25 protein-coding genes and 1 pseudogene are annotated in these 21,298 nt (G+C 68.9%); 4 read left to right on the forward strand and 22 right to left on the reverse strand.

Annotated features, from left to right (window positions below):
* Positions 1-46: 46 nt before the first annotated feature.
* Entirely contained in the window at positions 47-991 is a 945-nt protein-coding gene (locus FG154_RS15915; protein ID WP_097031797.1) for a phage tail tube protein, read from the reverse strand.
* A gap of 24 nt (positions 992-1,015) precedes the next feature.
* Positions 1,016-1,435, reverse strand: coding sequence for an acyl-CoA transferase (locus tag FG154_RS15920; protein ID WP_097031798.1), 420 nt, complete (start codon positions 1,433-1,435; stop codon positions 1,016-1,018).
* A gap of 87 nt (positions 1,436-1,522) precedes the next feature.
* Here FG154_RS15920 and FG154_RS15925 point away from each other — a divergent pair, with 87 nt between their 5' ends.
* A complete protein-coding gene (locus FG154_RS15925) occupies positions 1,523-1,900 on the forward strand; it encodes a hypothetical protein (protein WP_141400098.1) in 378 nt (125 codons plus the stop codon).
* A gap of 42 nt (positions 1,901-1,942) precedes the next feature.
* Here FG154_RS15925 and FG154_RS15930 read toward each other — a convergent pair whose 3' ends face one another.
* On the reverse strand, positions 1,943-2,575 hold the full coding sequence (locus tag FG154_RS15930; RefSeq protein WP_097031799.1) for a DUF6441 family protein: 633 nt from the start codon (positions 2,573-2,575) through the stop codon (positions 1,943-1,945).
* Positions 2,576-2,580: 5 nt separating this feature from the next.
* Positions 2,581-2,895 (reverse strand): head-tail joining protein, encoded by a 315-nt coding sequence (locus FG154_RS15935; protein WP_097031800.1) that lies wholly within the window; start codon positions 2,893-2,895, stop codon positions 2,581-2,583.
* A gap of 84 nt (positions 2,896-2,979) precedes the next feature.
* Here FG154_RS15935 and FG154_RS15940 point away from each other — a divergent pair, with 84 nt between their 5' ends.
* Positions 2,980-3,756, forward strand: coding sequence for a PGN_0703 family putative restriction endonuclease (locus FG154_RS15940; protein ID WP_246100343.1), 777 nt, complete (start codon positions 2,980-2,982; stop codon positions 3,754-3,756).
* A gap of 1 nt (position 3,757) precedes the next feature.
* Here the strand turns inward: FG154_RS15940 and FG154_RS15945 are convergent, their stop codons facing one another.
* The 7 genes from FG154_RS15945 to FG154_RS15975 form a co-directional block, all read right to left on the reverse strand.
* Positions 3,758-4,771: a major capsid protein gene (locus FG154_RS15945; protein WP_097031802.1), complete on the reverse strand. Its 1,014-nt coding sequence runs from the start codon at positions 4,769-4,771 to the stop codon at positions 3,758-3,760.
* Positions 4,772-4,796: 25 nt separating this feature from the next.
* A complete protein-coding gene (locus tag FG154_RS15950; protein WP_097031803.1) occupies positions 4,797-5,162 on the reverse strand; it encodes a head decoration protein in 366 nt (121 codons plus the stop codon).
* 4 nt (positions 5,163-5,166) lie between these two features.
* Entirely contained in the window at positions 5,167-6,192 is a 1,026-nt protein-coding gene (locus tag FG154_RS15955) for a head maturation protease, ClpP-related (RefSeq protein WP_097031804.1), read from the reverse strand.
* Between the two features lie 4 nt (positions 6,193-6,196).
* The gene (locus tag FG154_RS15960; protein ID WP_246100345.1) at positions 6,197-7,642 is read right to left on the reverse strand and encodes a phage portal protein; all 1,446 of its coding nucleotides are present in this window, start codon (positions 7,640-7,642) and stop codon (positions 6,197-6,199) included.
* A gap of 79 nt (positions 7,643-7,721) precedes the next feature.
* Positions 7,722-7,937 carry a phage head-tail joining protein gene (locus tag FG154_RS15965; protein ID WP_093359498.1) on the reverse strand — a complete coding sequence of 72 codons (216 nt, stop codon included), beginning with the start codon at positions 7,935-7,937 and terminating at the stop codon, positions 7,722-7,724.
* Positions 7,938-7,940: 3 nt separating this feature from the next.
* Positions 7,941-9,941, reverse strand: a complete 2,001-nt coding sequence (locus FG154_RS15970) for a phage terminase large subunit family protein (RefSeq protein WP_114348932.1) — start codon at positions 9,939-9,941, stop codon at positions 7,941-7,943.
* Positions 9,889-10,485, reverse strand: a complete 597-nt coding sequence (locus tag FG154_RS15975; protein WP_114348933.1) for a hypothetical protein — start codon at positions 10,483-10,485, stop codon at positions 9,889-9,891. The genes FG154_RS15970 and FG154_RS15975 overlap by 53 nt, the downstream gene beginning before the upstream one ends.
* Before the next feature lie 111 nt (positions 10,486-10,596).
* Between FG154_RS15975 and FG154_RS15980 the strand changes: the two genes are divergently transcribed.
* Both FG154_RS15980 and FG154_RS15985 read left to right on the forward strand, forming a co-directional pair.
* Positions 10,597-10,869 carry a hypothetical protein gene (locus tag FG154_RS15980; protein ID WP_028720222.1) on the forward strand — a complete coding sequence of 91 codons (273 nt, stop codon included), beginning with the start codon at positions 10,597-10,599 and terminating at the stop codon, positions 10,867-10,869.
* Between the two features lie 95 nt (positions 10,870-10,964).
* A complete protein-coding gene (locus FG154_RS15985; protein ID WP_028720221.1) occupies positions 10,965-11,537 on the forward strand; it encodes a DUF3489 domain-containing protein in 573 nt (190 codons plus the stop codon).
* A 53-nt stretch (positions 11,538-11,590) separates the two neighbouring features.
* On the opposite strand, the gene FG154_RS15990 is transcribed toward FG154_RS15985, so the two are convergent.
* From FG154_RS15990 to FG154_RS16035, 11 genes and pseudogenes are all read right to left on the reverse strand, one after another.
* Positions 11,591-11,815, reverse strand: coding sequence for a DUF7220 family protein (locus FG154_RS15990; protein WP_028720220.1), 225 nt, complete (start codon positions 11,813-11,815; stop codon positions 11,591-11,593).
* Positions 11,812-12,294, reverse strand: coding sequence for a hypothetical protein (locus FG154_RS21485; RefSeq protein WP_177208252.1), 483 nt, complete (start codon positions 12,292-12,294; stop codon positions 11,812-11,814). Before FG154_RS21485 ends, FG154_RS15990 begins: the two co-directional genes overlap by 4 nt.
* A gap of 202 nt (positions 12,295-12,496) precedes the next feature.
* A pseudogene (locus FG154_RS21490) lies at positions 12,497-13,006 on the reverse strand (DNA cytosine methyltransferase); the annotation flags it as partial.
* Position 13,007: 1 nt separating this feature from the next.
* A complete protein-coding gene (locus FG154_RS16000; RefSeq protein WP_093359550.1) occupies positions 13,008-14,372 on the reverse strand; it encodes a site-specific DNA-methyltransferase in 1,365 nt (454 codons plus the stop codon).
* Between the two features lie 416 nt (positions 14,373-14,788).
* Positions 14,789-15,169, reverse strand: a complete 381-nt coding sequence (locus FG154_RS16005; RefSeq protein ID WP_018303644.1) for a DUF6362 family protein — start codon at positions 15,167-15,169, stop codon at positions 14,789-14,791.
* The gene (locus tag FG154_RS16010; RefSeq protein ID WP_425456854.1) at positions 15,162-15,371 is read right to left on the reverse strand and encodes a hypothetical protein; all 210 of its coding nucleotides are present in this window, start codon (positions 15,369-15,371) and stop codon (positions 15,162-15,164) included. The genes FG154_RS16005 and FG154_RS16010 overlap by 8 nt, the downstream gene beginning before the upstream one ends.
* Positions 15,368-15,892, reverse strand: coding sequence for a hypothetical protein (locus FG154_RS16015; RefSeq protein WP_246100347.1), 525 nt, complete (start codon positions 15,890-15,892; stop codon positions 15,368-15,370). The genes FG154_RS16010 and FG154_RS16015 overlap by 4 nt, the downstream gene beginning before the upstream one ends.
* Complete coding sequence (locus FG154_RS16020; protein ID WP_145110062.1) at positions 15,892-19,383, reverse strand: toprim domain-containing protein; 3,492 nt, start codon at positions 19,381-19,383, stop codon at positions 15,892-15,894. The genes FG154_RS16015 and FG154_RS16020 overlap by 1 nt, the downstream gene beginning before the upstream one ends.
* A gap of 395 nt (positions 19,384-19,778) precedes the next feature.
* A complete protein-coding gene (locus FG154_RS16025; protein ID WP_145110065.1) occupies positions 19,779-20,129 on the reverse strand; it encodes a type II toxin-antitoxin system RelE/ParE family toxin in 351 nt (116 codons plus the stop codon).
* Positions 20,129-20,386, reverse strand: coding sequence for a type II toxin-antitoxin system ParD family antitoxin (locus tag FG154_RS16030; protein ID WP_145110068.1), 258 nt, complete (start codon positions 20,384-20,386; stop codon positions 20,129-20,131). The genes FG154_RS16025 and FG154_RS16030 overlap by 1 nt, the downstream gene beginning before the upstream one ends.
* Before the next feature lie 72 nt (positions 20,387-20,458).
* Positions 20,459-21,172, reverse strand: a complete 714-nt coding sequence (locus FG154_RS16035) for a hypothetical protein (protein WP_145110071.1) — start codon at positions 21,170-21,172, stop codon at positions 20,459-20,461.
* Between the last annotated feature and the right edge of the window lie 126 nt (positions 21,173-21,298).

The following is a 21,298-nucleotide window of genomic DNA, read 5'->3' on the forward strand; positions in this document are numbered from 1 at the left end:
GGTGCCGGACAGCGGCTCCCGTATCGCACGGGAACCGGGGGAAATCTTAAGACAAGGTCTCCACGTCGTTCACGAGGGTTGCGGTGCACATCCGGCCGACGACGCTGTCGCGCGCCGCCTGCCAGTCGAAGGTGGCCTGCACGCCTTGCGGCCCCGAGATCTCGATGCGCGGACGCGGCAGGTAGACGGCGTGCACGGTGAAGGTGAAGCTTTCGCCGGACGGCAGGAGGTAGGCGAACTCCATCTCGCAGGCCTCGCCGTTGATTGCCTGCGTCACCAGCGTCTGGTCGGCGAAGCGCACCTCGATCCGGCCGGTCAGCGCGGCGATGGACGGGTCCGCGCCGTCGATGCGGCCATCCGAGCGGATGGTCTCGATCCGGTCGAGGTTGTTGGCATAGGTGATCTCGGCCGAGACCACGTTGCCGAGGGCGGACCCATTCCGCGTGATCGCCCCGTTGAAATGCCCGAAGCGCTTCAGCTCCAGCGCGGCGGGCGTTCCGGCGCTGGTCGTGGTGCCGACCGTCTCGCCCTGCGCCACCAGCCGGGCTGTCGCGGTCAGGAGCCCGGATCGCTGCATCTGCCAGGTGATCTGGTCGAGCACGCAGCCCGAGTACATCGCGTAGCGCGGCACCTCGGGCATGCCGGTCTCGATCGACATGCTGGGCAGCGTCCAGGACCCCGACTGGAACTCGTGGCTGTAGGGCGCCTCCGCACCCGTGGTCGTCGGTGTCCCGAAGGCCGCCTTCAGCCAGAACCCGAAAGCCTCGGCGTCGAGCGGCACGACGACGTCGCCATCGGCCGTGACCGCATCCTTGATCGGCGCCAGCGGATCGCGGCCGTAGCCGAGAAGCTCCGAGTTCAGCAGTGGCTGCTCGGCGCCGAGCGAGGTGCTGGCGAAGGGCATGCGGGTGAAGCCGCTGGCGGGCGGCGTTCCATAGGTCGTCTCGAACGCAAGCGCCATCAGCGCCCGCGCCCCCTGGGCTCGTGCCATGGTGTTCTCCTCGGGTTGTCGGGATCAGCCGAGCGGATCGGCCGTGGAATAGTGCAGCACCACCGGGATCACGGCCGCCTTCAGGCTGGCCGCGCCCTCGACCGGCAGATCGACCGGGCGCGGGGCTTCGGCCTCGACCCAGTCGCAGAGCCCGCCCAGCGTCCGGTCGGCGGCAAGCGCTGCGCCGATGCTGGCGGTCAGCGTGTCGAACGCAGCGTCGCGATCGGCGCCCTGAACGACCGCCTCGATCTCGGCGCGGTGCTGGTAGTGGTAGCGCAGGGGCGACAGCGTGACTTCGGGCTCGCCTGGTTCGCCGTCGCGCAGGATCAGCAGGCCTTCGGCCGGGACGCGCTCGGGTAGCACCTCGCCGCGGAGGGCGGTGGCGGGCAGCGCCGAGAGCCGCGCGTGCAGCGCGGTGAGGATGGTTTCGCGAGGGGTGGGCATATCTGTCACGCGACTCCGCGCTTGACGTTTGTTTCGAGGGTGTTTGGATTAATGAAGGCCGCGCGGAACCAAGCGGTGGGAGGAAAGATGCTGCTTGATCCGCATAGACTCGAAGAACAGCTACGAGCGGCAACAGCCATCGATGCTGCCGTCCGCGACGCCTATTTGACCTTTGCCCATGCTCATTTTCCTGGCGGGACCACGGTGCGCCCGGCCGGACATGGTTACATAGAACGAGAACTTCGTTTCGAAGCCAAGGGCGACTGGCTGTATTCAGCTGTCCTGAATCAGAAGTGGGTCCTGTGGTACTTTCGGAAGCCTGCCTTGAATGCAGGGCTTATTGATCCGGGCAAGACCAAAGAGCACTTTCCCGCTTCGGAAGAAACGTCACGCGGGGAAATCAAGCTTCGAGTTCGTAGTTCGCCAGAGGCACTTGCTGTGTTGAAGTGGGTGGGCGCTGAATAATGCGCTCCGTCGAGCGTCCGGTTTATTCCAATGGTTGCGCACTCATCCAAGCCGCCCCTCAACCCAATTCGCCACGATCAGACCCGGCACGCTGTCCAGCGCCCGCTCGGCATCCCGGTCTAGGTTGAGCCGCTTCGGCAGCTTGACCTGCGGCACCAGCAGGAAGATCGGCACCGTCGTGCGCCCGCGGCCAGTCTTCGAGCGTGACGCGACACCGAGCCCACGACTGTTCAGCCGTCCCTCTGCCACCAGCAGGCTGGGCCCGCGGCGACGGTAGACGAAGCGGAGCCGCAGCCCCCGGCGGCGCTCCCATTCGCCGGGGGTGATCCTGCCGCCGCGCAGGCCGCGTCCGGCGGCTGGCGTCGGGATCGCAAGCCAGAACCCGTCCTTGGAGCGGATCAGCGGCCCGGTGTCGTGAGCGCCGACGATGACCGGGGCCTTGGACCACACGAGCGCCGCGGCGTTCAGGCTCTCGCCGGCCTTCGGGAAGGTCTGGCTCCGGATCGAGTTGGCGAGCCGCCGGCCGAGCCCCGCGCCGGTGATCTGGCCGCGCCAGGCGGTCTTCAGCCCGGTGCCCGCCTCGCGCATAGCGGCGGTGACGGCCTTCTCTCCGGCCTTCACCTCTGCCGCCATGGCGGCGACGAGGTCCGGGGTGATGTCGAGCTTCAGCTTCATCGCGATCAGGCCGGACGCAGATCCACTGTCCAGACCAGCCGTTCGCGGTCGCGGACGGGCTCGCCCTGGATGAGGAAGGCCTCGCCGTCGATCTCGATGCGGTCGCCGGGACGCGGGTTGGCCACCTCGGAAAGGCGCAGATCGAGCCGGGTGCTCTCCGACCAGATCCGCGCCTCGCCGAAACTGGTGACGTCGTCGGGGCGCCGCAGGATGGCGCGGACCAGCGAAGGCGCGCCGCCCTCGGCGATGTAGACGATGTCACTCGCGAGATGCGCATCCGCGAAGAGCGCCTCGAGGGCGGATGCGAACGCGCTGGCCATGGCTATACTGCTCCCATGAAACAGGAATCGATTTCAGAACGCCCGACGAGGGTCCGAGCCGTCCAGGCGCTGTCAGAGGCGTTCATGGGCCAGCACCCGGACACGTCCCTCGACCCGAAGGGCTACGTTGCAGATTTTCGCGACACCCTGCTTCCGCAGGTCACGCTGAAGGATTTCGAAGCAGACCTGTCCTCAGGCGACGGCAACGAGCTGCAGACCAAGTTCCGGGCGGCCCATTCTTCATCTGGGCTGGCGGTCAACTGCTTCGCGCCGTTTCGGAGCCGGATCGCCGACCTCGCCATGCCGATGGCTGCCGGTTTCGACGATCTTCGCTTCGAACGGAAATGCCCCACCGGACTCCGCGGCGGCCGTGCACCCAACCTCGATGTCGTGCTTTCGGGCCCCGGCGGCGTGGTCGGGATCGAGTCGAAGCTGACCGAACACCTGTCGCCCCACCGAGCCGAATTCTCACCCGCATACGAGGAGCAGATCAGAGACTCGCGGCGCGACCAGGGATACTTCCGCGAAATGCTGCGCCTCCGGGATCGGCCAGACAAGTACACCTGGCTCGACGCTGCGCAGCTTATCAAGCATGCGTTCGGACTGGCACGCAGCTTCCCCGACCGACCGGTGACGCTGCTTTATCTGTTCTGGGAGCCCGCGAACCCAACCGCCGGTCCCGAGTTTGTGGCCCATCGAGACGAGATCGAGGAGTTCAGGGCGCGCGTGGCAGGATCATCGCCGGCGTTCGAGGCGATGAGCTATCCCGAACTCTGGCGCTTCTGGCAGGATACCGAACCGGCCGACTGGCTGGTCCGGCATCTCAGCGATCTTCACGCCCGATACGGCGTCACGCTCTGACTCAGGTCCGCCGTGCCGAGCGCAACACCTGCGGCCGTGTGCAGATCGGGAGCGGGTTGCTCTCGATCTCCAGCCGCACCCATTCGTCGCGGTCCCGGTCGGGGATCGTCCGGGCATAGAGCGGCTGGCCCAGCGTGTTCACCGTCTCGAAGGTGTCGGCTGGGGCGTAGTAGATCTCGAAGAGCCCCTCGATGCCTTCGGGATAGAAGAACGCCTTGTCGGCCGGGACCGTGAAGCCGACCCCGCCCCGGTAGCGGCGGAAGGTGATGCCGCCGAAGCTCACCTCGTCGGCCACGCGGCCGCGCAGGTCGGCGGCGGCTGCGGTATTGAGGTAAGTCTCCCGTACCTCCTTGTGGGCGACGAGATCGGCGAAGAAGGCCGAGCCGCATTCGGCACGAACCTGAACGGCGCCGGCCGAGAGCCCGCCCATCGAGTCCTCGACGCTCTCGATCAGCGCCTGGCAGCGCTTGCGCAGCGCCCCGGAGGCGGGGGTCGCGTTGTCGAGATCGAAGTCGATCTCGGCCGCCGGTGTGATCCCGAACTCGGTGAAGTAGTTCACCACCGTGGCGTGGTCCTTCGGGTCCTTCACCAGCCCCTGGATGCCGTTCAGCAGGTGGTACTCAAAAGTGGTCTCGGCGTCCTGGCGGAGCTTCCTGAGCCGGTAGGCCACTTCGGTCTGCACCTGTTGGGTTGCGCTTTCCGAGCCAAAGTCGCGGACGGACTGGATCTCGGAGGCCCAGAGCACGTCCTGCTTCTTGAACTGGCGGCAGACGAAGGCGCGCATCTCGCGGCGATCAGGAACCTGCTGCTCGTAGGCCGAGCCGCGCTCGGAGAACGGGATCAGCGACAGCGTGCCGTCCCGGCTCTCGATGACGACCGTGCGGGAGCGCACGCCGCGCGGGCTGAAGAGGGCCGAGCCCGAGAGCAGCGCGGGCTTGAAGGGGATGTTCTCGAGCGCGCGGGTCAGCTCGACGATGGTGAAGGCATCGCCTTCGAAGATGTCCATGGTGGCCATGAGGATGCCTCCTGTCGGGATTGGATCAGCGGACGAGGATGCCCGCGGCGAGGAGCGCCGTGTGGGCGGCCGCGATCTCGCCCTCGCTGGGGGTGCCCGCGAAGAAGAGGTCGTGGCGGTTGACGATGGCGGGTCCGCGAACGACGGCGACGGCGGGCGCATCGCCGGCGCTCGCATCCGCATTGCCCCAGAGCACCGCGACGGCTGTCTCGGTGCCGTCGACGGCGGCGGGATCGTGCGCGGCGTATTTGCCGGACGCGGTGATCTTGCCCAGCACCGTGCCGGGCTCAAGCGTGCCCGAGGCGACGGTGATCGTCTCGCGGGTGTAGTCGCGGAAGGCTTCCCAGACGAGGAAACCGCCGGGGTGCGTGCCTTCGACGAGCGTGGTCATGGTGTCATCCTTTCAGCTTGAAGGTGCGGGCGACGATCTCGCCCCAGGGGCGCGCGGCCGAGGAGCGGCCGGGCTGCGGGTGATGGGGCACGATCTCGGGTTCGGCCTCGGCCTTGGCGGCGAGGAGCGCGGCGCGCACCTCGTCGAGGCTCGCGTTCTCTTCGAGGAAGCGGCCGGCCATCTGCGCCTGGCCGGCAAGGAGGCAGAGATCGATGACGGCGCGGGCGTGGCCGATGGCATCGGCCCGGATCGCGGCGGGATCCGGCGGCGCGCCGCTGGGAGGTGGCGTCTCGGCCGGAGGCTGAGCGGTGTCGGCGGCGGCGGCCTGCTCGTTTTCGACATCAGAAAGCTGATCGCCTTCGGCGGCCTCGTCGGTGTCCTCGTCCGCTTCGATCTCGACGCAGTCGGCCGCGTCGTCGGAGTCCTGATCCGCTTCGACCTGCTCTACCAACACCGGCGGCGCATTGCGGAAGCGCCCAATGTCGAAGTTCGCGGCGATGCGGACGGGCTCGATCAGCCGGTCGGCGAAGCCCTGCGCCACGGCGTCCGACGCGTCGAACCATGTCTCGGCGGCCATGAGCGCGGAGACCTCTTCCGGCGTCCGGCCGGATTTCGCGGCATAGCCGGAGACGAGGCTGCCCTTCACCTTGTCGAGCGCCTCGGCCATGGCGCGCATGTCCTCGGCCGTGCCCATCACGAGGCCGGCCGGGTCGTGGATCATCAGGAAGGCGTTCTCGGGCATGACGATCTCGTCGCCCGCCATGGCGACGTAGGATGCGGCGGAGGCGGCGATGCCGTCGATCCAGACGGTGACCGTGCCCTCGTGGCGCTTCAGCGCGTTGTGGATCGCCACCGCGTCGAAGACCGATCCGCCGGGGCTGTTGAGCCGCAGATCGACAGGCGTGCCCTCAGGCAGCGCGCCCAGTTCTGCCAGAAACCCCTTCGCCGAGACCCCGTAGGCGCCGATCTCGTCATAGATTGCTACTTCCGCACCGGTCCCCCGGGCGCGGATCGCATACCAGCTTGCCATGTCGTCACTCCTGTTCGGTGGCCGGATCGGTCGTCGCCGCTCCGTCGTCCGTGTCGTTGCCGGCGCCGTTGCCGGGCTCGGCCCGCGTTGCCGGCGTCGCGCGGGCGCCCTGCGTCTCGCCGGGGCTCGTGCGGTAGCGAAGGCCGAGACCTGTCGCGCGGGCGGCGTCGGCGGCGTTCTCGCGGTCGATTTCCTCGATGTCGTAGCCGGTGGCCTCGACCACTTTGCGCCGCGACGTGATGCCGGCCTCCATCGCCAGCACCTGTGCCTGGATGTCCTTCAGCGGATCGACCCAGTCCCAGCGCGGCGGGATCCACTGCACCGGTCGCACCTCTGCCGGATCGGCCTCCAGCGCGCCCGACAGGACCGCGGTCTCCAGCCAGCGCCGCCAGACTGCCCGGCAGAGCTGGTGCACGATGACGCCATGCTGCAGCTGGCCGATGCGGCGACGGAACTCGACGAGTTCGGCCCTGAGACTCGAGTAGTTCGCTTGCCGGACATCGCCGGTGACGAGGTGATAGGGCAGCCCAAGCGAGGCCGCGACCGAGAGCAGCGTCCGGTACTGGAACGCCTCGTAGCCGCCGCCGACATCCGCCGGGGACGAGAACTTCACGTCTTCGCCGGGCAGCAGCACCTGCATCGTGCCGGGCTCGAGGCTCGCGATGGCCGCCCCGTCGAGATCCGCCTCCGCCTCTCCCATCATGGGCTCTTCCGGCGCGGTCTTGGTGATGAAGCCCGCGAACATCGCCGCGGTCTTCTTCCGGTCGAGCTCGGCGTCGTCGTACTGGTCGAGCAGGAACAGCCGCACCATGGCCGGCGCGATATGCGGCAGCCCCCGGATCTGGCCCGCGTCGATGGGGCGATAGATGTGCAGCACGTCCGCCGCCGGCACGCGCACCGTCTCCGGGATGGCCGCCCCCTGGTCGGTGCTGTCGCCCGGGTGGCGGCGGCGGAAGTGGTAGGCCACGCGGCGCCCGATGGCATCGAACTCGATCCCGCAGCGGATGCGGTTGCCGTTCGCCGCGGTCTCGGTCTTCTCGAAGGGCAGCATCTCGGACTGGAGAAGCTGCAGCTGCAGCGGGACCAGTAGCCCGTCTTCGACCCGACGCGGGCGCATCCGGACGAAGCATTCGCCGGCCACGAACATCTCCCGCGCGACCATGGCCTGCAGGCCGTAGAAGTCCGTCAGCCCGTCCGCGTCGGCCTCGTCTGTCCAGGCGAGCCAGAGCTGCTGGACCCGGTCGCGGAGATCCGCGTCTCCGATGAGCGAGGACGGCTTGATCCCGTCGCCGACAAGGTTCGCGGCGAAGGCCTCGCAGGCGTTGGCGGCATAGCCGTTGGTCACGACCAGCTCTCGGGACCGCGCCAGCAGACGCGGGCCGCCCGAGGCGACCAGCGCGTTGATGTTCTCGAGCGGCGGGTTCCAGCCGCGCAGCCGACGCTTCGCCATGGCGCCCTCAAGGCGAGCGCGCACGGCGGCGGGGCCGCCGGCGGACCGGCGGCGGAAGCGGTCGAAGAAGCCCATGGGTTCAGAGCCCCTTCGCCGTCGTCACGCGCACATGCCGCACGATCCGACGCCCTTCGGCTGCGGCGATCTCACGGTCCAGCGCTTCGATGGCCCGGTCGATCTCGGCGACGCTGCGATAGTCCACGGTCTTGCCGTCGTAGCTGACCCGCGCCACGCCCGAGGACCGCTGCGCGGTCAGCGCGTCGCGGCGGGCGCGGAGCTCTGCGGCCGTGGCCATGGATCACCTCATGTAGCTCGAGCGCACCGCGCGCCGGCGCTGCATCGTTCGTGTCGGGACGGCCGGCGCCGTTGCCGGACCGGCTTCGGATCCGTCCTGCTTCGCCACCCCGAGCTGCGCTTCCAGATCGGCCCACCGCGCCTCGGGCCAGCGATCCGCCCCGAGGATCCACGCGGCGGCGCGGGCATAGACCCGGATGTCCAGCGCCTCGTTGCGCTCGCGGAGCTTCTGCCATTCGAGCCGCGTGAAGCCACGCTTGCCCTTCACCGTCACCAGCTGCTCGGCGGTCAGCTGCTTGAGCCATTCGCCGTCCGCCCAGTCCGGCAGGTGGATCGTGCCGGGCGGGCACAGAGCGCCCGCCGCCTGTTCCTCTCTCGTCGGCCGGTCCTGCCGCAGGAAACGATAGGTCTCGGCCTTGAAGGTCGAGGTGGCCACGGTCCAGAGCCGGGCGCCGCGCCGGAGCCGCTTACCCGCGACGGTCGCGTCGACAAAGGTTGGCCCGGTCACCGGGCTGGTGCGGGTGAACCCTTCGACGCCCTTCACCGGCGCCACCTGCGCGAACCCCACCTGGCGCGACCAGGCATAGACCGCGCTCGTCTCGTAGCCCGTGTCGATCGCGAGCCGGGCGAGCGTCATCCGCTGACCCGAAGCATGCGTCCAGGTCCGCCCGAGCAACTCTGTCAGCTGCTGCCAGCAGGCCGGATCGCCGGGGCCGCCCTCGAGCACGAGGTGATCGACAAGCCAGCTTTCCAGACCCTGACCCCAGGCCCAGACGTCGACCTCGATCCGGTCCTTCTGCACGTCGGCGCCCGCGGTCAGGAACAGCCCCCGCTGCGGCACCGTGCCTGGAGCCCATGCCTCGCGCCGGTCCGCCAGCCTCTGCCAGTCGGGCGCCTCGCCGGTCTCCATCCAGGTCTCGCCGAGGATGGTGTTCCGGAACGCCCGCATCGCCTCGTCGCTGCCCCGTGCCGCCTCATGCGCCCGCGCGATCCGCTGCCAGCTGAGCCAGCCCACCGGCGAATAGAGCGCCGAGAGGTGGTAGCCGACCGTGGTCGGATCGGCGGCCGTCGTGGTCGCGCGCCACTCGCCGCGCTCGAGCATCTGCGTCTTGTGGTGCTCTGCGATGGTCCGCTCGCAGCCCTCGCAGTGATATTCCGCCGTCTCCGGGCGGCCCTTCTCCCAGCGCAGCCGGTCGAACTTCAGCCACTGCATCGCGCCGCAGTGCGGGCACGGAACGAAGAACCGGCGCTGGTCGGACGCCTCGAACTCCCGCTCGATCCGGCTCAGCCCCCGGATCGTCGGGGTTGAGACCAGGAACACCTTGCGCCGATGGGCGAAGGTCAGCGAGCGCGCCTCGGCCAGCGTGACCGGGTCGCCTTCCTCGTCGGCCGACGCCGGATAGGCGTCGACCTCGTCGAGGAAGATGTAGCGCGCCGGGGTCGAGCGCAGACCCACCGCCGAGTTCGCGCCGGTCATGATCAGGATGCCGCCCGCGAACTCCTTGGACAGCATCGTGTTGCCCGCGTCGCGCGAGCGCGCGGGCTTCACCCGCTCCCGTAGCTCGGGGCTTTCGTCGATCAGCGGGTCGATCCGCTGGCGCGAGTTGCGCTTGGCCAGTTCCACGGTGGGCTGGACAGCGAGCATCGGCCCCGGCGCCTGGTGGATCGCGAACCCGATCCAGTTGTTGCCCGCCTCGGTCGCGCCGACCTGCGCCGCCTTCATGAACACGATCCGCTGCGTGGGATCCCCCGGCGACAGCCGGTCCATGATCTCGCGCATGTAGGGCGTGCGCACGGTGCGATACCGCCCCGGTTCGGCCGAGGCGCGACCCGAGAGCATCCGGTGCCGGTCAGCCCATTCCGAGACGGTCAGGTCCGGATCAGGCCGCAGCCCGTTGCCCCAGGCGCGCAGGATCTCGCCTGCGCCGTCGAAGTCCGTCAGCGCGTCATCATCACCGGAAGTCGGGCCGGACCTCGGCGAGTTCGTCGAGGTGGGCGCGTACATGTCTCTCCAGCACCTTCTGCATCGCGGCTGGCTCCACGGTGATCTGCTGGCCGGTCACGTCGGCGCACGAGGCTGACAGTTCGGCCGCCATCAGCGCCGCCGCGCGTGCAGGCCAGTTCACCCACGCGTCCCGTTCCTCCCGCGCCAGCCGGAACACCAGCGCCAGCGCGCGGGCCCGCTCGATCAACTCCCCCTTCAGCTTCTGGAGCCGGATGCGCCGCTCCTGCGCTTTCAGCACCTCGTTCGCGGTCTTCGCCTGCAGGAAGGTCGTGCCGCCGCCGACGGCCGGGACTGCCAGCCCCTGTTCACGCAGCGTGTCGCCAACAGCGGCCACGGCCGCCTCGGGGACGGGCTTCAGCTTCGGCGTGGGCGGCTTGCGGGTCTTGGACGGGTCGGTCGTCTCGGCACGTCTGGCGTCGCTGGCGGCCGCGTTGATGCTGCCGTCGGGATAGAGGACCAGCCGCTCGGCGGCCTTGGCCTTCTGGATCGCGCCCCGCGACAGCCCGACATGCGCGGCGTACTGGCGCTCGCTCATGCCCTGCATCGACGGCTCCGATTATCTATCGAAATCATGTTCTTATCGAGTTGATAAGCAGCGCGACCGGAGCGAACGTCCGTTCAGAAGGACGATGCAACTCACCAAGGAGCCATCACGATGACCACGCGCCTGAACCCGATCACCACCCCGCGCCACGAACTCCGCGCCGAGAAGGCGCGCCGGAATAAGGAAGCCGCGCTCGCGGCCTTCATCGGCAAGAAGGCCGAGATCGACGAGATGCTCGCCCGGCTGCAGACGCTGAGCGACGACCACTTCAACGCCCACCCCGACGAGATCAACTGGGGCCATGTCGGCACCCTCGAACACTACGCCAGCCTCCTGAAGCGCATCACCGACAGCGCCTTCGGCGAGGGCGAGCACGCCCGCTGATCTCCGGCACTGCCGGAACTCCCGCCGCGCGCCCTGCGCGGCTCGGGGTCGTAGGAGGCGCCGCATGACGCGGGCCCGAATACGGAGACGATCCCATGACCAAGCTTTCTGACACCCAAGCCATCATCCTCAGCGCCGCCGCACAGCGCGAGGACCGCATCGCACTGCCGCTGCCCGAGAGCCTGCGCGGCGGCGCCGCTGCCAAGGTGGTCGGCGCGATGCTCGCGAAGAACTTCCTGCAGGAGGTCGACGCCGACACGCGCAAGGGCGAGCTTATGTGGCGCGAGACCGGAGACGGCCACGGCGTCACGCTGGTTGCCACCGACGCGGGCCTTGCCGCCATCGGGATCGAGACCGAGGACGCGAACCCCGCGCCTGCGGGCGCGACGGACGCGCCTACCGAGGAGGCCGCGCCGGACACCCCCACCGTAGCCGAAACCGCGCCCAAGACGCGCACACCGCGCGAGGGCACCAAGCAGGCCACGCTGATCGCCATGCTGCGCGCACCGGACGGCGCGACCATCGAGGAGATCATGGCCGCGACGGGCTGGCAGTCGCACACGGTGCGCGGCGCGATGGCGGGGGCGCTGAAGAAGAAGCTCGGGCTCGAGGTGACCTCGGAGAAGGTCGAGGATCGGGGGCGCGTGTACAAACTCCCCGCCGCCTGACGCGCCGGACCCCGACAAGCTGATGACCGCCGTCCCTACGGGGCGGCGGTCGATCATTTGGCGCTCCGCATCCGGATCGCCTCGAACACCCGCCGCAAGGCGAAGGAACGGGCGATCGAGACGACGGTGAAAATGGCGCCCATCTTCAGGTTCTGCGCAAGCGTCGTGTGCAGCCCGAAGATCGGGAAGATCAGGATCTGCGTCACGACCGCGACGCCGTAGCCGACGATCACGTTGGCGACGGACTCGACCAGCGACATGAGGCGGGTCTGCTTCATGCCGCTGCCTCATCCATCGGCCAGCAGTTCAGCCGCGAGAGTTCGCAGCGCATGCGCCGCAACCAAGGGGACCACGCCGTTGCCACAGAGGCGAAGCCGGTCCACCCGGTGGGCCAACCCATCAGTGCCTCGACGAACAGCGGGTTCAAGGTCCGGCGCGGCTCGGAGGTATCGCTCCCAGCCATCGGCGTCACCAGGACCTGGCGGCCAAGCAGGCCGTTCACCGGCGTGTTCGCGAGTGTCGTCGCCCCGTCCTTGTGATCCCGCGCCGTCGGCGTCATCCACAATCCCACCGCATGGGTCAGATCGGCCGTCTTGCGGTTGCCCGCGCTCGGCTTGCAGCCGTCGTTCGCCATCGGCGTCGGCCAGTCCCGCGCCATGCGGTCCAGACCCTTCTCGTCTCGTCGTTCGCCGCCCCGGCTGCGGAAACTGTCGGTCTGCGGCGTGGGCCACATCGCAGCCGTGGTCGCCAGGTTCATGCCGTGCTGGCCCGCTTTCTGCGACGGCGTCGGTATTGTCTGCCTGTTCTCGTTGGCGCTGGCCCTTGGCGTCGGCCAGAGCCGCAGCAGTTCCGTCCGGTTCCCGCCACTCGACCGGGTGCCAGAGCAGGCGCGCGGGGTCGGCCAGCTCGTCCCCTTCGCGGATGGCGAGGATGAAGAGCCGCTCGCGCTTGTGGGGCGCGCCGACTTCCGCCGCCGTGAAGAGGCCTGCCGCAAGGCGGTAGCCCATGCCGACCAGTCCTGCGGCGACTTCGGGGAAGCCGAGGCGGAGATGATGGGCGACATTCTCGAGGAAGACGAAGGGCGGTTCGACCTCGCCGATGATGCGGGCGACATGCGGCCAGAGGTGGCGCGGGTCGTCGGCGCCCCGGCGTTTGCCCGCGACGGAGAACGGCTGGCACGGATAGCCCGCAGTGACGATGTCCACCGCGCCGCGCCACGGGCGGCCGTCGAAAGTTGCAACATCGTCCCAGACAACAGCCTGATCCAGGGACGCGTCTTCCATCCGCGCCACGAGAGTGGCTGCGGCGAAGGTTTCCCGTTCGACATGGCCCACAGCACGATATCCGGGGATGGCGATGGTGAGCCCGAGGTCGATACCGCCCGCGCCGGAGCAGAGGGAGAGGCCGAACAGACATGCGTCTCCGGCTCCGGAAGCGTCTCCGGAGGAAGGTAGAGCCAGGTCATGCATGTCACGCGGCGGTCTGGCGCTTTCGCGCGGGTTCGGGTTCGGCGTCCGTGTCCGGCGTATCGGTGACGTCGCCCAGCCGCTCCGCCTTCACCTGCGCGAAGGTCCGGCCGTCGCCGTCGAGGATCGCGTCCTTGTCGGTTTCGGCCTGCCAACGCTCCACGGCGACATCGACATACGCCGCGCTGATCTCCATTGCGAAGACGCGGCGGCCATTGGCCTCGCCCGCCATGATCTGCGACCCGGAGCCGGAGAACGGCTCATAGCAGAGGCCGCCCCGCGCCACATGCTGGCGCATCGGGATCCCGAAGGCGTCGAGCGGCTTCGGCGTCGGATGGTCAGGCCGGTCATCCTTGGCGAAGCTGGGAAGCGCCCATGTCGATGGCAGCGTTTCCTCGGCCACCTTCGGCGGGCGGTTCGGGCGACGCCAGCCCATGAAACAGGGCTCGTGCTTCCAGAGGTAATGCGACCGGGTCAGGACGCCCCGGTCTTTCACCCAGATGATTTGCTGATGCACAAAGGCGCCTGCCTTCTCCCAGCAGGCTTCCAGCATCGCCTGGCGGCGCGAGGCGTGCCAGCAGTACCAGGCAGCATCCTCGGCGATGGCTTCCGCCACGGCTGCAGCGATGAACCCGTCATAGAGTTCCGCGCCCTGCGAACTGTCGTCCCAAGTCGTGCCGTAGGACGCCGACCAGTCCTTGTTGCGGGTCGGATGGTTCGAGCCGTCGTAGTCGACGAGATACGGTGGATCGGTCGCGAAAAGGATCGCGCGCTCACCGTTCATCAGGCGGCGCACATCGGCCGCGCTGGTGCTGTCGCCGCAGAGCAGCCGGTGATCGCCGAGGATCCAGAGATCGCCCGTCCGCGACGCCGGATTGCGTGGGGGTTCGGGGATGGTCACCGGCGGCACGGAGCCCCCGGCGCCCTCTTCCTCGCCGCCACCGTCGAGATCGAAGGCCAGCAGCTTGTCGAGTTCGCCATCGGAAAACCCGACCAGCGACAGGTCGAAGTCTTCGGCCAGCAGGTCGTTCAGTTCCGCCGACAGCAGCGCCTCGTCCCAGGTGCCGAGTTCCGTCAGCTTGTTGTCCGCAATCCGGTACGCCCGGCGCTGCGCTTCGGTCAGGTGCCCGAGCACGATCACCGGCGCCTCGGTCAGCCCGAGCTGCGTCGCGGCCAGCACGCGCCCGTGGCCTGCTATCAGTTCGCCGTCCTCGCCGACGAGGCAGGGCACGGTCCAGCCGAACTCGGCCATGCTGGCGGCGATCTTCGCGACCTGATCCGCGCCATGCGCCTTCGCGTTCTTCGCGTAGGGCTGGAGGCGCGACAGCGGCCACGTCTCGATCGCGTCCGGGGCGAAGCTCAACGTCATGATGGGCACGGTTCCTCGGTCGGGTGGATGCCGGTGGCTTCCGGACTCCGGATGCCGGGCCGGACTCCACGCGGGGTCCAGCGGCCACCAGCGGTGTCCGGTCGGAAGGCCAGCGTTCATTGGTGTTTGCGCGGGGCGCGCGTGGCTCCGGCTTCCGGGTGGCTTCCCAAAAATCCGGCCCTGTCGCTGGCGATGTTCCGCGCTTCGCCCGCCAGCATACGATTTCGGCCTGGAAGGAACCGGAAACTCCCTCGGGGTGGACCCCGGCCGGACCCCGCTGGATGCCGGGGTCCAGAAGGCCCCCGTCAACGCAAAGGGGAGAGCGAGCCCTTCGGCGCACTCTCCCCCATCTTGTCCTTTGGATAGCACGATCATGTTGTAGATGTCGAAAGAAAAAATGTTGCAACACATTGGAGTCACTGCGCATTCAGGCGCGCTGCGATCTTGGTCAGCGCCAGCTGCCAGCGTCGCCATGCGGTCGTGCGGTCGCAGCCGAGCTCGCCGCTGATCTGCTTCCACGGCACGCGGGCGGCGCGCGACCAGACCAGCTTGCGCTCCGCCTCCTCGATCCAGAGCACCCAGTCGAAGGTCTGCTCGAGCCGGGTGATCGCGGCGGCCGAGGGCCAGACCCGCATCGGCTGGGGTTCCATCGCCGCGATCTCGCGGCTGGTCCGCACGATGTCGGGCCAGGTGTTGAAGTAGCCCTGCGCCTTCACCGGCGGCAGCTTGCGCAGGGTGCGGAACGCTTCCTCGAAATGATCGGCGACGCAGTCGGCGGTCCATTCGCGATCAGCCATGGCGTGCCTCCCTGTCGGAAGGGCGCGGGCCGTAGAGCTTCTCGCCCAGCTGGCGGACCAGTTCACGCTCGGGCCAGGTGAGGCGGTCGTCATCGGCGGAGACCGCGAGGACGCCCTGTTCCTGCCAGCCCTCGCGCTTGACCTGCTCGGGATCCCGGCGCCGACCGCCGTAGCCGTTCGGCATGAGCCGCATCCCGGTCATGCGGCGGACCCCTTGCCGCCTTTTGCCATGGCCTGACGGACCTGTTCGGCCCGGCGCCGGTTCCGGTCGTTGTCGAGATCAATCCGGCTCAATCCCGTCTCGCGATCGACATGGCTGCCTTCGCCGTGGCGCGCCCAAGCGATCAGGGTATTGGCGATCTTGCTCTGCATCTGCAGCACGGCGCTCTGCGTCGAGGTTGCGATCAGGGGTGCGAGGTATTTCGAGAGGAACGGCAGCCAGTCGGTCGGGTTCAGGATGACGACCTGCTCGACGAGCCCGAGGGGGTCCTCGATCAGGACAAGGATGCCGTTCATCTCGCTCGGCCAGAAGCGGATTTCGAGGCCGGCGCTGGCCGTGCAGTCCTCCGTCAGCAGCGTGTATTCGCAATCGAGCACACGCTCGAGGGCGCAATGCCAATCGATGCGTTCCGCCTGGCTGAGGCGTTGGGCCTCGCGATACCAGTCGGGCAGTTCCGTGTCATGGAAGCGGCCGGCGTCGTAAAGGCGCATCCGGTCGAACATCATGCGTCTATCTCCTCTGTGGGTTTGGGGTGAACGGATCGCGTCGGGGCGACGGGCTTCGCCGCCTCCAGCCGTGCCGAGAGCACATCGAGGGCGGCGCGGCGCGCGACGAGGACGGCCTGCATGCTGGCGGTCAGACGGGATGCGAGGGCGTCGAGACGCACGGCGCTTGACGGACCATTGGCCTCTGATGCATCGCTGTTGCACACCGTCAGCTCGAAGCTGGCGAGTGGCCCGAGGCGGTTGGTGAGCCAAGCTTCCGGATCAGGGATGCGGGTGAGATCGGCGCGAGCGGTCCGGGTGCGATGGCCAGCACCTGTCGGGCGGTAGGTCACTTCCGCAGAGGAAGGGGACAATCTGCTATTATAGAGGTCTCTATAATAGTCATTTGTCCCCTTCCTCTGGCCGTCCTTCTTCGCGGCCTCGCGGGTAGGCCAGAGCTCCGGAAAGCAGGCGGCCATGTCGGCGGCGTTCTCGAGCACGATGCCGGTCAGCGCCATCAGGTCGCGCCGGGTCGGCCGGAGCTCGGACCACGGCACCAGCGCATCCACCGTGATCGGCAGGACCACGTCCGTGAGCAGGTCGATCTCGAGCGGAGTGGCGGCGGTGCGGTTGACACCGCGCCCACGGCCCATCGCCTGGATCAGCTCGCCCTCGCAGATGCTCCAGCGCACCGCCTCGGCGATGGGATCGGCATGTTCCTCCATCGCGAGCGGCGCGGTCCGGTCGCCAGCGAGCCGCACGCGGCGTTCGACCATGGGATACCACCAGCCCGCGTCCTCCGGGTTCGGTGCGGGCATCCGGCCGGTCAGCGCCATGGCGATCAGTTCGACCGTGTGAGGCGCAGGCAAAGTGCGGCCGAGGATCACCATGCCGCCGATCCCGCCCCAGCGGTCGAGCCCGCTCAGCGCGTTGAAATGCACCGCTTCCACACGCGGCGGCAGCCCGGCCGACCTGAGCGCATCGATGGCTGCCTTCTGCCCAACGATCAGCAGATCGATGGCCTGTCCGGGGCGATGGCACTGGCGGGCCCGGAGCTCGATCCAGGCGCGGAGATCGCGCAGACGGCTCGCGGCGGCCTTGCGGTCCCGCTCGGGCGCATCGGCCGAGGGCGTCAGGGCGCGAGCCGAGGTCGGGCTGCCGGTGACCTGGAGGACGCGGACATGGGGCTGGCGCGCGGCGACGGGCGTGCCTAGACGCAACCGCGGCAGGTAGGTTTGGACGAGTTCCGGGCGCAGCGTCGCGTCGAGATGCAGGATCGGCGCTGCGGCCGCCCAGCCGGTCCGCATGCGGCTGCGCCAGCGCAGGCGCAGGGCGCGGACGGAACCGGCGTCGGTCATCTCGTGCACGAGCTCCGCGCCGGCCGCGTCATGGCCGTTGTCCAGTGCCTCGGCGAGGATCAGCCAGAGCGTGGCGCAGCGCCCGGGCGGGGCCCACGGCTCGCCCGCGGGCAGCAGGACCGCCTCGATGCGCTTGCGCCGCTCGACCGGCGACATGCCCGGACGGAGGCCCGCGTCGCGCATCCGGCGGCGTTCCAGCGTCGCGGCGTGGCGGCAGTCGTCCGGCGTGAGACCGACGGCTTCCAGCAGGCCCAGACGCAGCGGACCGGGCTCGGTGACACGCAGCGCCTTGCAGAGGCGCTCGCGCGCGGCGACCAGGTCGGCGGTGGCGCCGACATCCATCTTTCCCTTGCCGGTGTAGCAGGTGACCGAGGTGCGGCCGGGCTCCAGCCCGTCCTGCGTGAGCGTCGCCTTGCCGTCGAAACCGCGCAGACCCGACTGCCAGAAGCCCTCGTCGATGACGAGGAGCCCGACTTCGCCGATGGCCTGCGGCTTCATGTGGAAAAGGCTGTCATGGGCGCAGACGATCACCTGCGCCGCCTGCGCCAGCGGCTTCTGGCGCTGGTAGCCGCACTCGTGGAACCAGGGGCAGAGCAGCAGTTCCGCCCCGTTCTTGACCTTGCAGCAGCTCTGTTCGACCGGGTGCTCGATCTCGAGCGCGTCGAAGGTGGCCTCCGTGTCGAGGCACATCAGCCGGTCGGAATTGTCGTCGGTCGGATCGGGTGCGGTACGGCCCTTCCAGAGCATGGCGCTGAGGCCGAGCGCTTTGAGCTCCGTGACCTGATCGGCGCCGAGATCGTGGCGTGGGACGGCATAGACGACCTTGCGTTGCCCAAGCCCGCCTGCGGCGATCAGCTCGGCGATGGCGGCGCGCGCGCTCGAGGTCTTGCCGAGGCCCACATCGACCGGCAGGCCGAGGAGCGGCGGCAGCGCCGCCCGCGCCACGATGTTGAAATCCAGCGGGTCGCGGTCGGCGTCGGGATTCGTCGCCTCCTCCTGCGCCGCCTCGACGGCGGCCCAGTAGTCCGGGATCGCGGCCATGAAGCCGGCGATGGCCTCGGCAAGGCTGGCGCGGGCCTCGTCGGGCGTCCGGACCGGCGCCGGATAGGTCGGCGGTGGCGGCGGGATCCGGGCCGCACCGGCGACGAGCGCCGCAACGGCGTCCGGCCCCTCTGCGCAAAAAAGGTCGTTGGCGTCGCCAGGGCTGTCGGGCACGGCAAGACGGCCGTCGACCGCGAGCGCGACCTTGCGGGCCGCCTCGACACCGGGATTGCTGTCGCGGTCGGGCTTCGCGTCGTTGTCGGCGACGAGGACGAGGTCGGCCGCCGGAAAGCGCGCCCGCAGCGCCTCGGCGACGGGCATCAGATTGCCGGCATCCATGGCGGCAATGACAATGTGGCCCGTGGCGATGTGCAGGCTCGCACCCGTGGCCCAGCCCTCGCAGATCAGGACGGGGCTTGTGGGCTCCTTAAGCGGCCGGGGGTCCGCACCCACCACCGCGAAATGCCCCTTCTTCGCGCCGCCGGCCAGGAAACGCTTGGCCCCGTCCGGCGCGATGGTCTCGAGACTGTGGATCCGGCCGTCGATGTCCTGCAGCAGAACGATGAGGCGGCGGCCCACGTCCATGCGCAGGGCGAGCGGCTCTGCCTGCTTGGCGACGAGATAGGGGTGGTCGGCCGGGGCGGGACCGGCGCTGGTCCAGATCCGGGCCGCGCGCTCGGCGGCCTCGTCCGCGCGGTTCGGCGCGGGCGCGGCATCGTCATCGGGGTTGCTCTCGGGCGGCGCCGTGGCCGGTGCCGTTGGCGGCTCGCCCGGATTGTTTGCGCGCATTGCGCCTGGTGTCGATCGCTGACGAGTCGGCCGTGGCAGCGCCGCCATGCCGATCCGGTCGGCGATCCAGTCGGTCGCATCGTCGCGCGCCATGCCGAGATCGCGGCCGACGAGATCCGAGAACCAGCCGCCCCGACCTTCCTCGTGGTCGAACCACATCCCCGCCCGCGCGCCCCCGACGACGACCGAGAGGCTGCCCTTGCGGCCCCAGCGCCATTCCTGCCCCGCGCGGAAGGTCGGCTTGCCCAGAAGCTCCACCGCCAGCTCCGGCACGCGGGCGCGCAGCTCGGCATCGAAGGCCCGCCAGTCCCGCCCGCTCATCGCCGGCCCCGCGAAACGGGAGCACGCACGCCAGTTGGCCGGAGGGCCGCAGCGGCAGTGCGGAGGGGTTGGCGGAGACGGGGGGACACGGGGGCTGCGGAACCGGTTGAAGGGCGTCGTTGCCCTCGGTTCTGCCGCGCATCAGAGCGCCCTCGCGACGTCGGAACCGGTCCTCCCGGCCGCAAACCATCGCGCCGGAAAGGGGTGACCCCTTCCAGCAAGATCATGAAATTACGTCAGATCATGGGTGGACCCCAACGGGTCAAATGACTAATCCGGAGCGCCCTTGGCAGCCGTGCCCGATCAGAGGGGTGACCACTCTGCTGCGCGAATGGGGTGAGCGGTTCACCCCTCGATCAGGATGCCGACGCCGCGGGCTCACCCCTCGGTGTTGGCTACTGCCAGGGGTGTTCCGGATCCTTCGGAGGCCCCAGGGCCGCTAGCCGGCGCGGCAGGTCAGAGCGGCCGTGAAGCACGTCGACGACGATCACCTGGTCCGGCATCTCGAAGAACACGATGAAATGCTGTCCCGCCCGCGTGAAGCGCAAATCCTCCGGCAGGTCGGGGTCGATCAGGCGGCGGCAGTCCTGCGAGTACGCCTCACCGGCGGCAATAGCGGCGCAGCGGGCGACGAGGTCCGCCTCGTAAGCCTCGGCCTGGCGCGGCCCAAAGGTCTCCAGCGTCCAGCGTGCGATCTCGACGAGCGCGCGTTCCGCGTGTCGCGTGAGCCGCCAGGGCTTCGGCATCAGGACGCGGTGCGCGCGGCGGCAAAGGCCCTGCGGATCGCGTCCTCACCGGAGCCCTCGGAGAGCACACCCGAGCGTGCCTCCTCGAGCCCCGCGGCGAGCCGGTCGCGCAAGGCGGTCATCTCGGCCTCCTCGCGCTCCAGCAGGCGAAGCCCGGCGCGCAGCGCCTCCGAAGCATTCTGGTAGCGGCCATCGGCAATCAGCCGGTCGATCAGGTCGGTCTGGCTGTCGGTCAGGACGACATTGCGAGTCGGCATCGGCATCTCCCTCGGCGCATTGGCAATATATGCCAGTGGCCGCCCGATGTCGACCAGCGACAATCCCGCGTGTCAGCCGGTCTGTCGCAGATCGGGTCCAAGCACCCGCTTCGCACCACCGCGCTGTGCAGAAGGCAGTCGGATCAGCGTGGCCATGGCGTCGGCGAGCTTGTTCGACACCGGCTCGCCCTCGATCTGCTGCTCGAGAAACCAGTCCATGAGGCATTCCTTCTTGCCCTGGTTCCCCGGTGAAATTCCGAAATGTGCAATCGCGGCCTGCATCAGGTCGAGATAGGGCGTGGTGTATATTGCATCTGCTGCGCCTTGCGCAGGTCGCACCGGCTCCGGGATGTAATCCGGCCAGATCGCCCTCACGAGGAAACGCGCCACGCGGATGTCGATGAATTCCCAATCCCGCGCGGTCAGTCGCCCGAATGAATACTTGCCCTCGCGCCACTGCTCGGGACGTATGCTGGTGTGGTAGCCCGAATGCAGACCAAAGCCGCTACTACTGCCGCCGTTGCCCCAACCATGCGTCCGCTCCTCGGTGAAGCGCCCCTGCGCCAGAAGATCTCCGTCTCGCAGAGCGACGAGCAACTCGGTCTCCGCCTCCGCCTTCCAGGCCACTTTGGGATCCTGCGGCGGGTTCCAGGTCTGGTATGCCGGCACCGGTTTGGGCGGCAGCTTTGCCGCTTCCACCGCGCGCCGCGCGACCGTCACATTCTGCACATGGGCCAGCGCCTCTGCAAAACTCCATTGGGTACGGTCGAGCGATTGCAGCGACATGGGCGGCCTCGTGAATCGATTGGGGACAGTTCGAACATAGTGGGAACGCCCTGATCCCTCAACCCATCGCGGTGTTGCAACATCGGAGGGGTTCACCCTTTCCTGTCGGTCGCGGGCTGACCCGTT

This window comes from Cereibacter sediminicola (genome assembly GCF_007668225.1).
In the GTDB taxonomy this organism is placed as follows: domain Bacteria; phylum Pseudomonadota; class Alphaproteobacteria; order Rhodobacterales; family Rhodobacteraceae; genus Cereibacter_A; species Cereibacter_A azotoformans.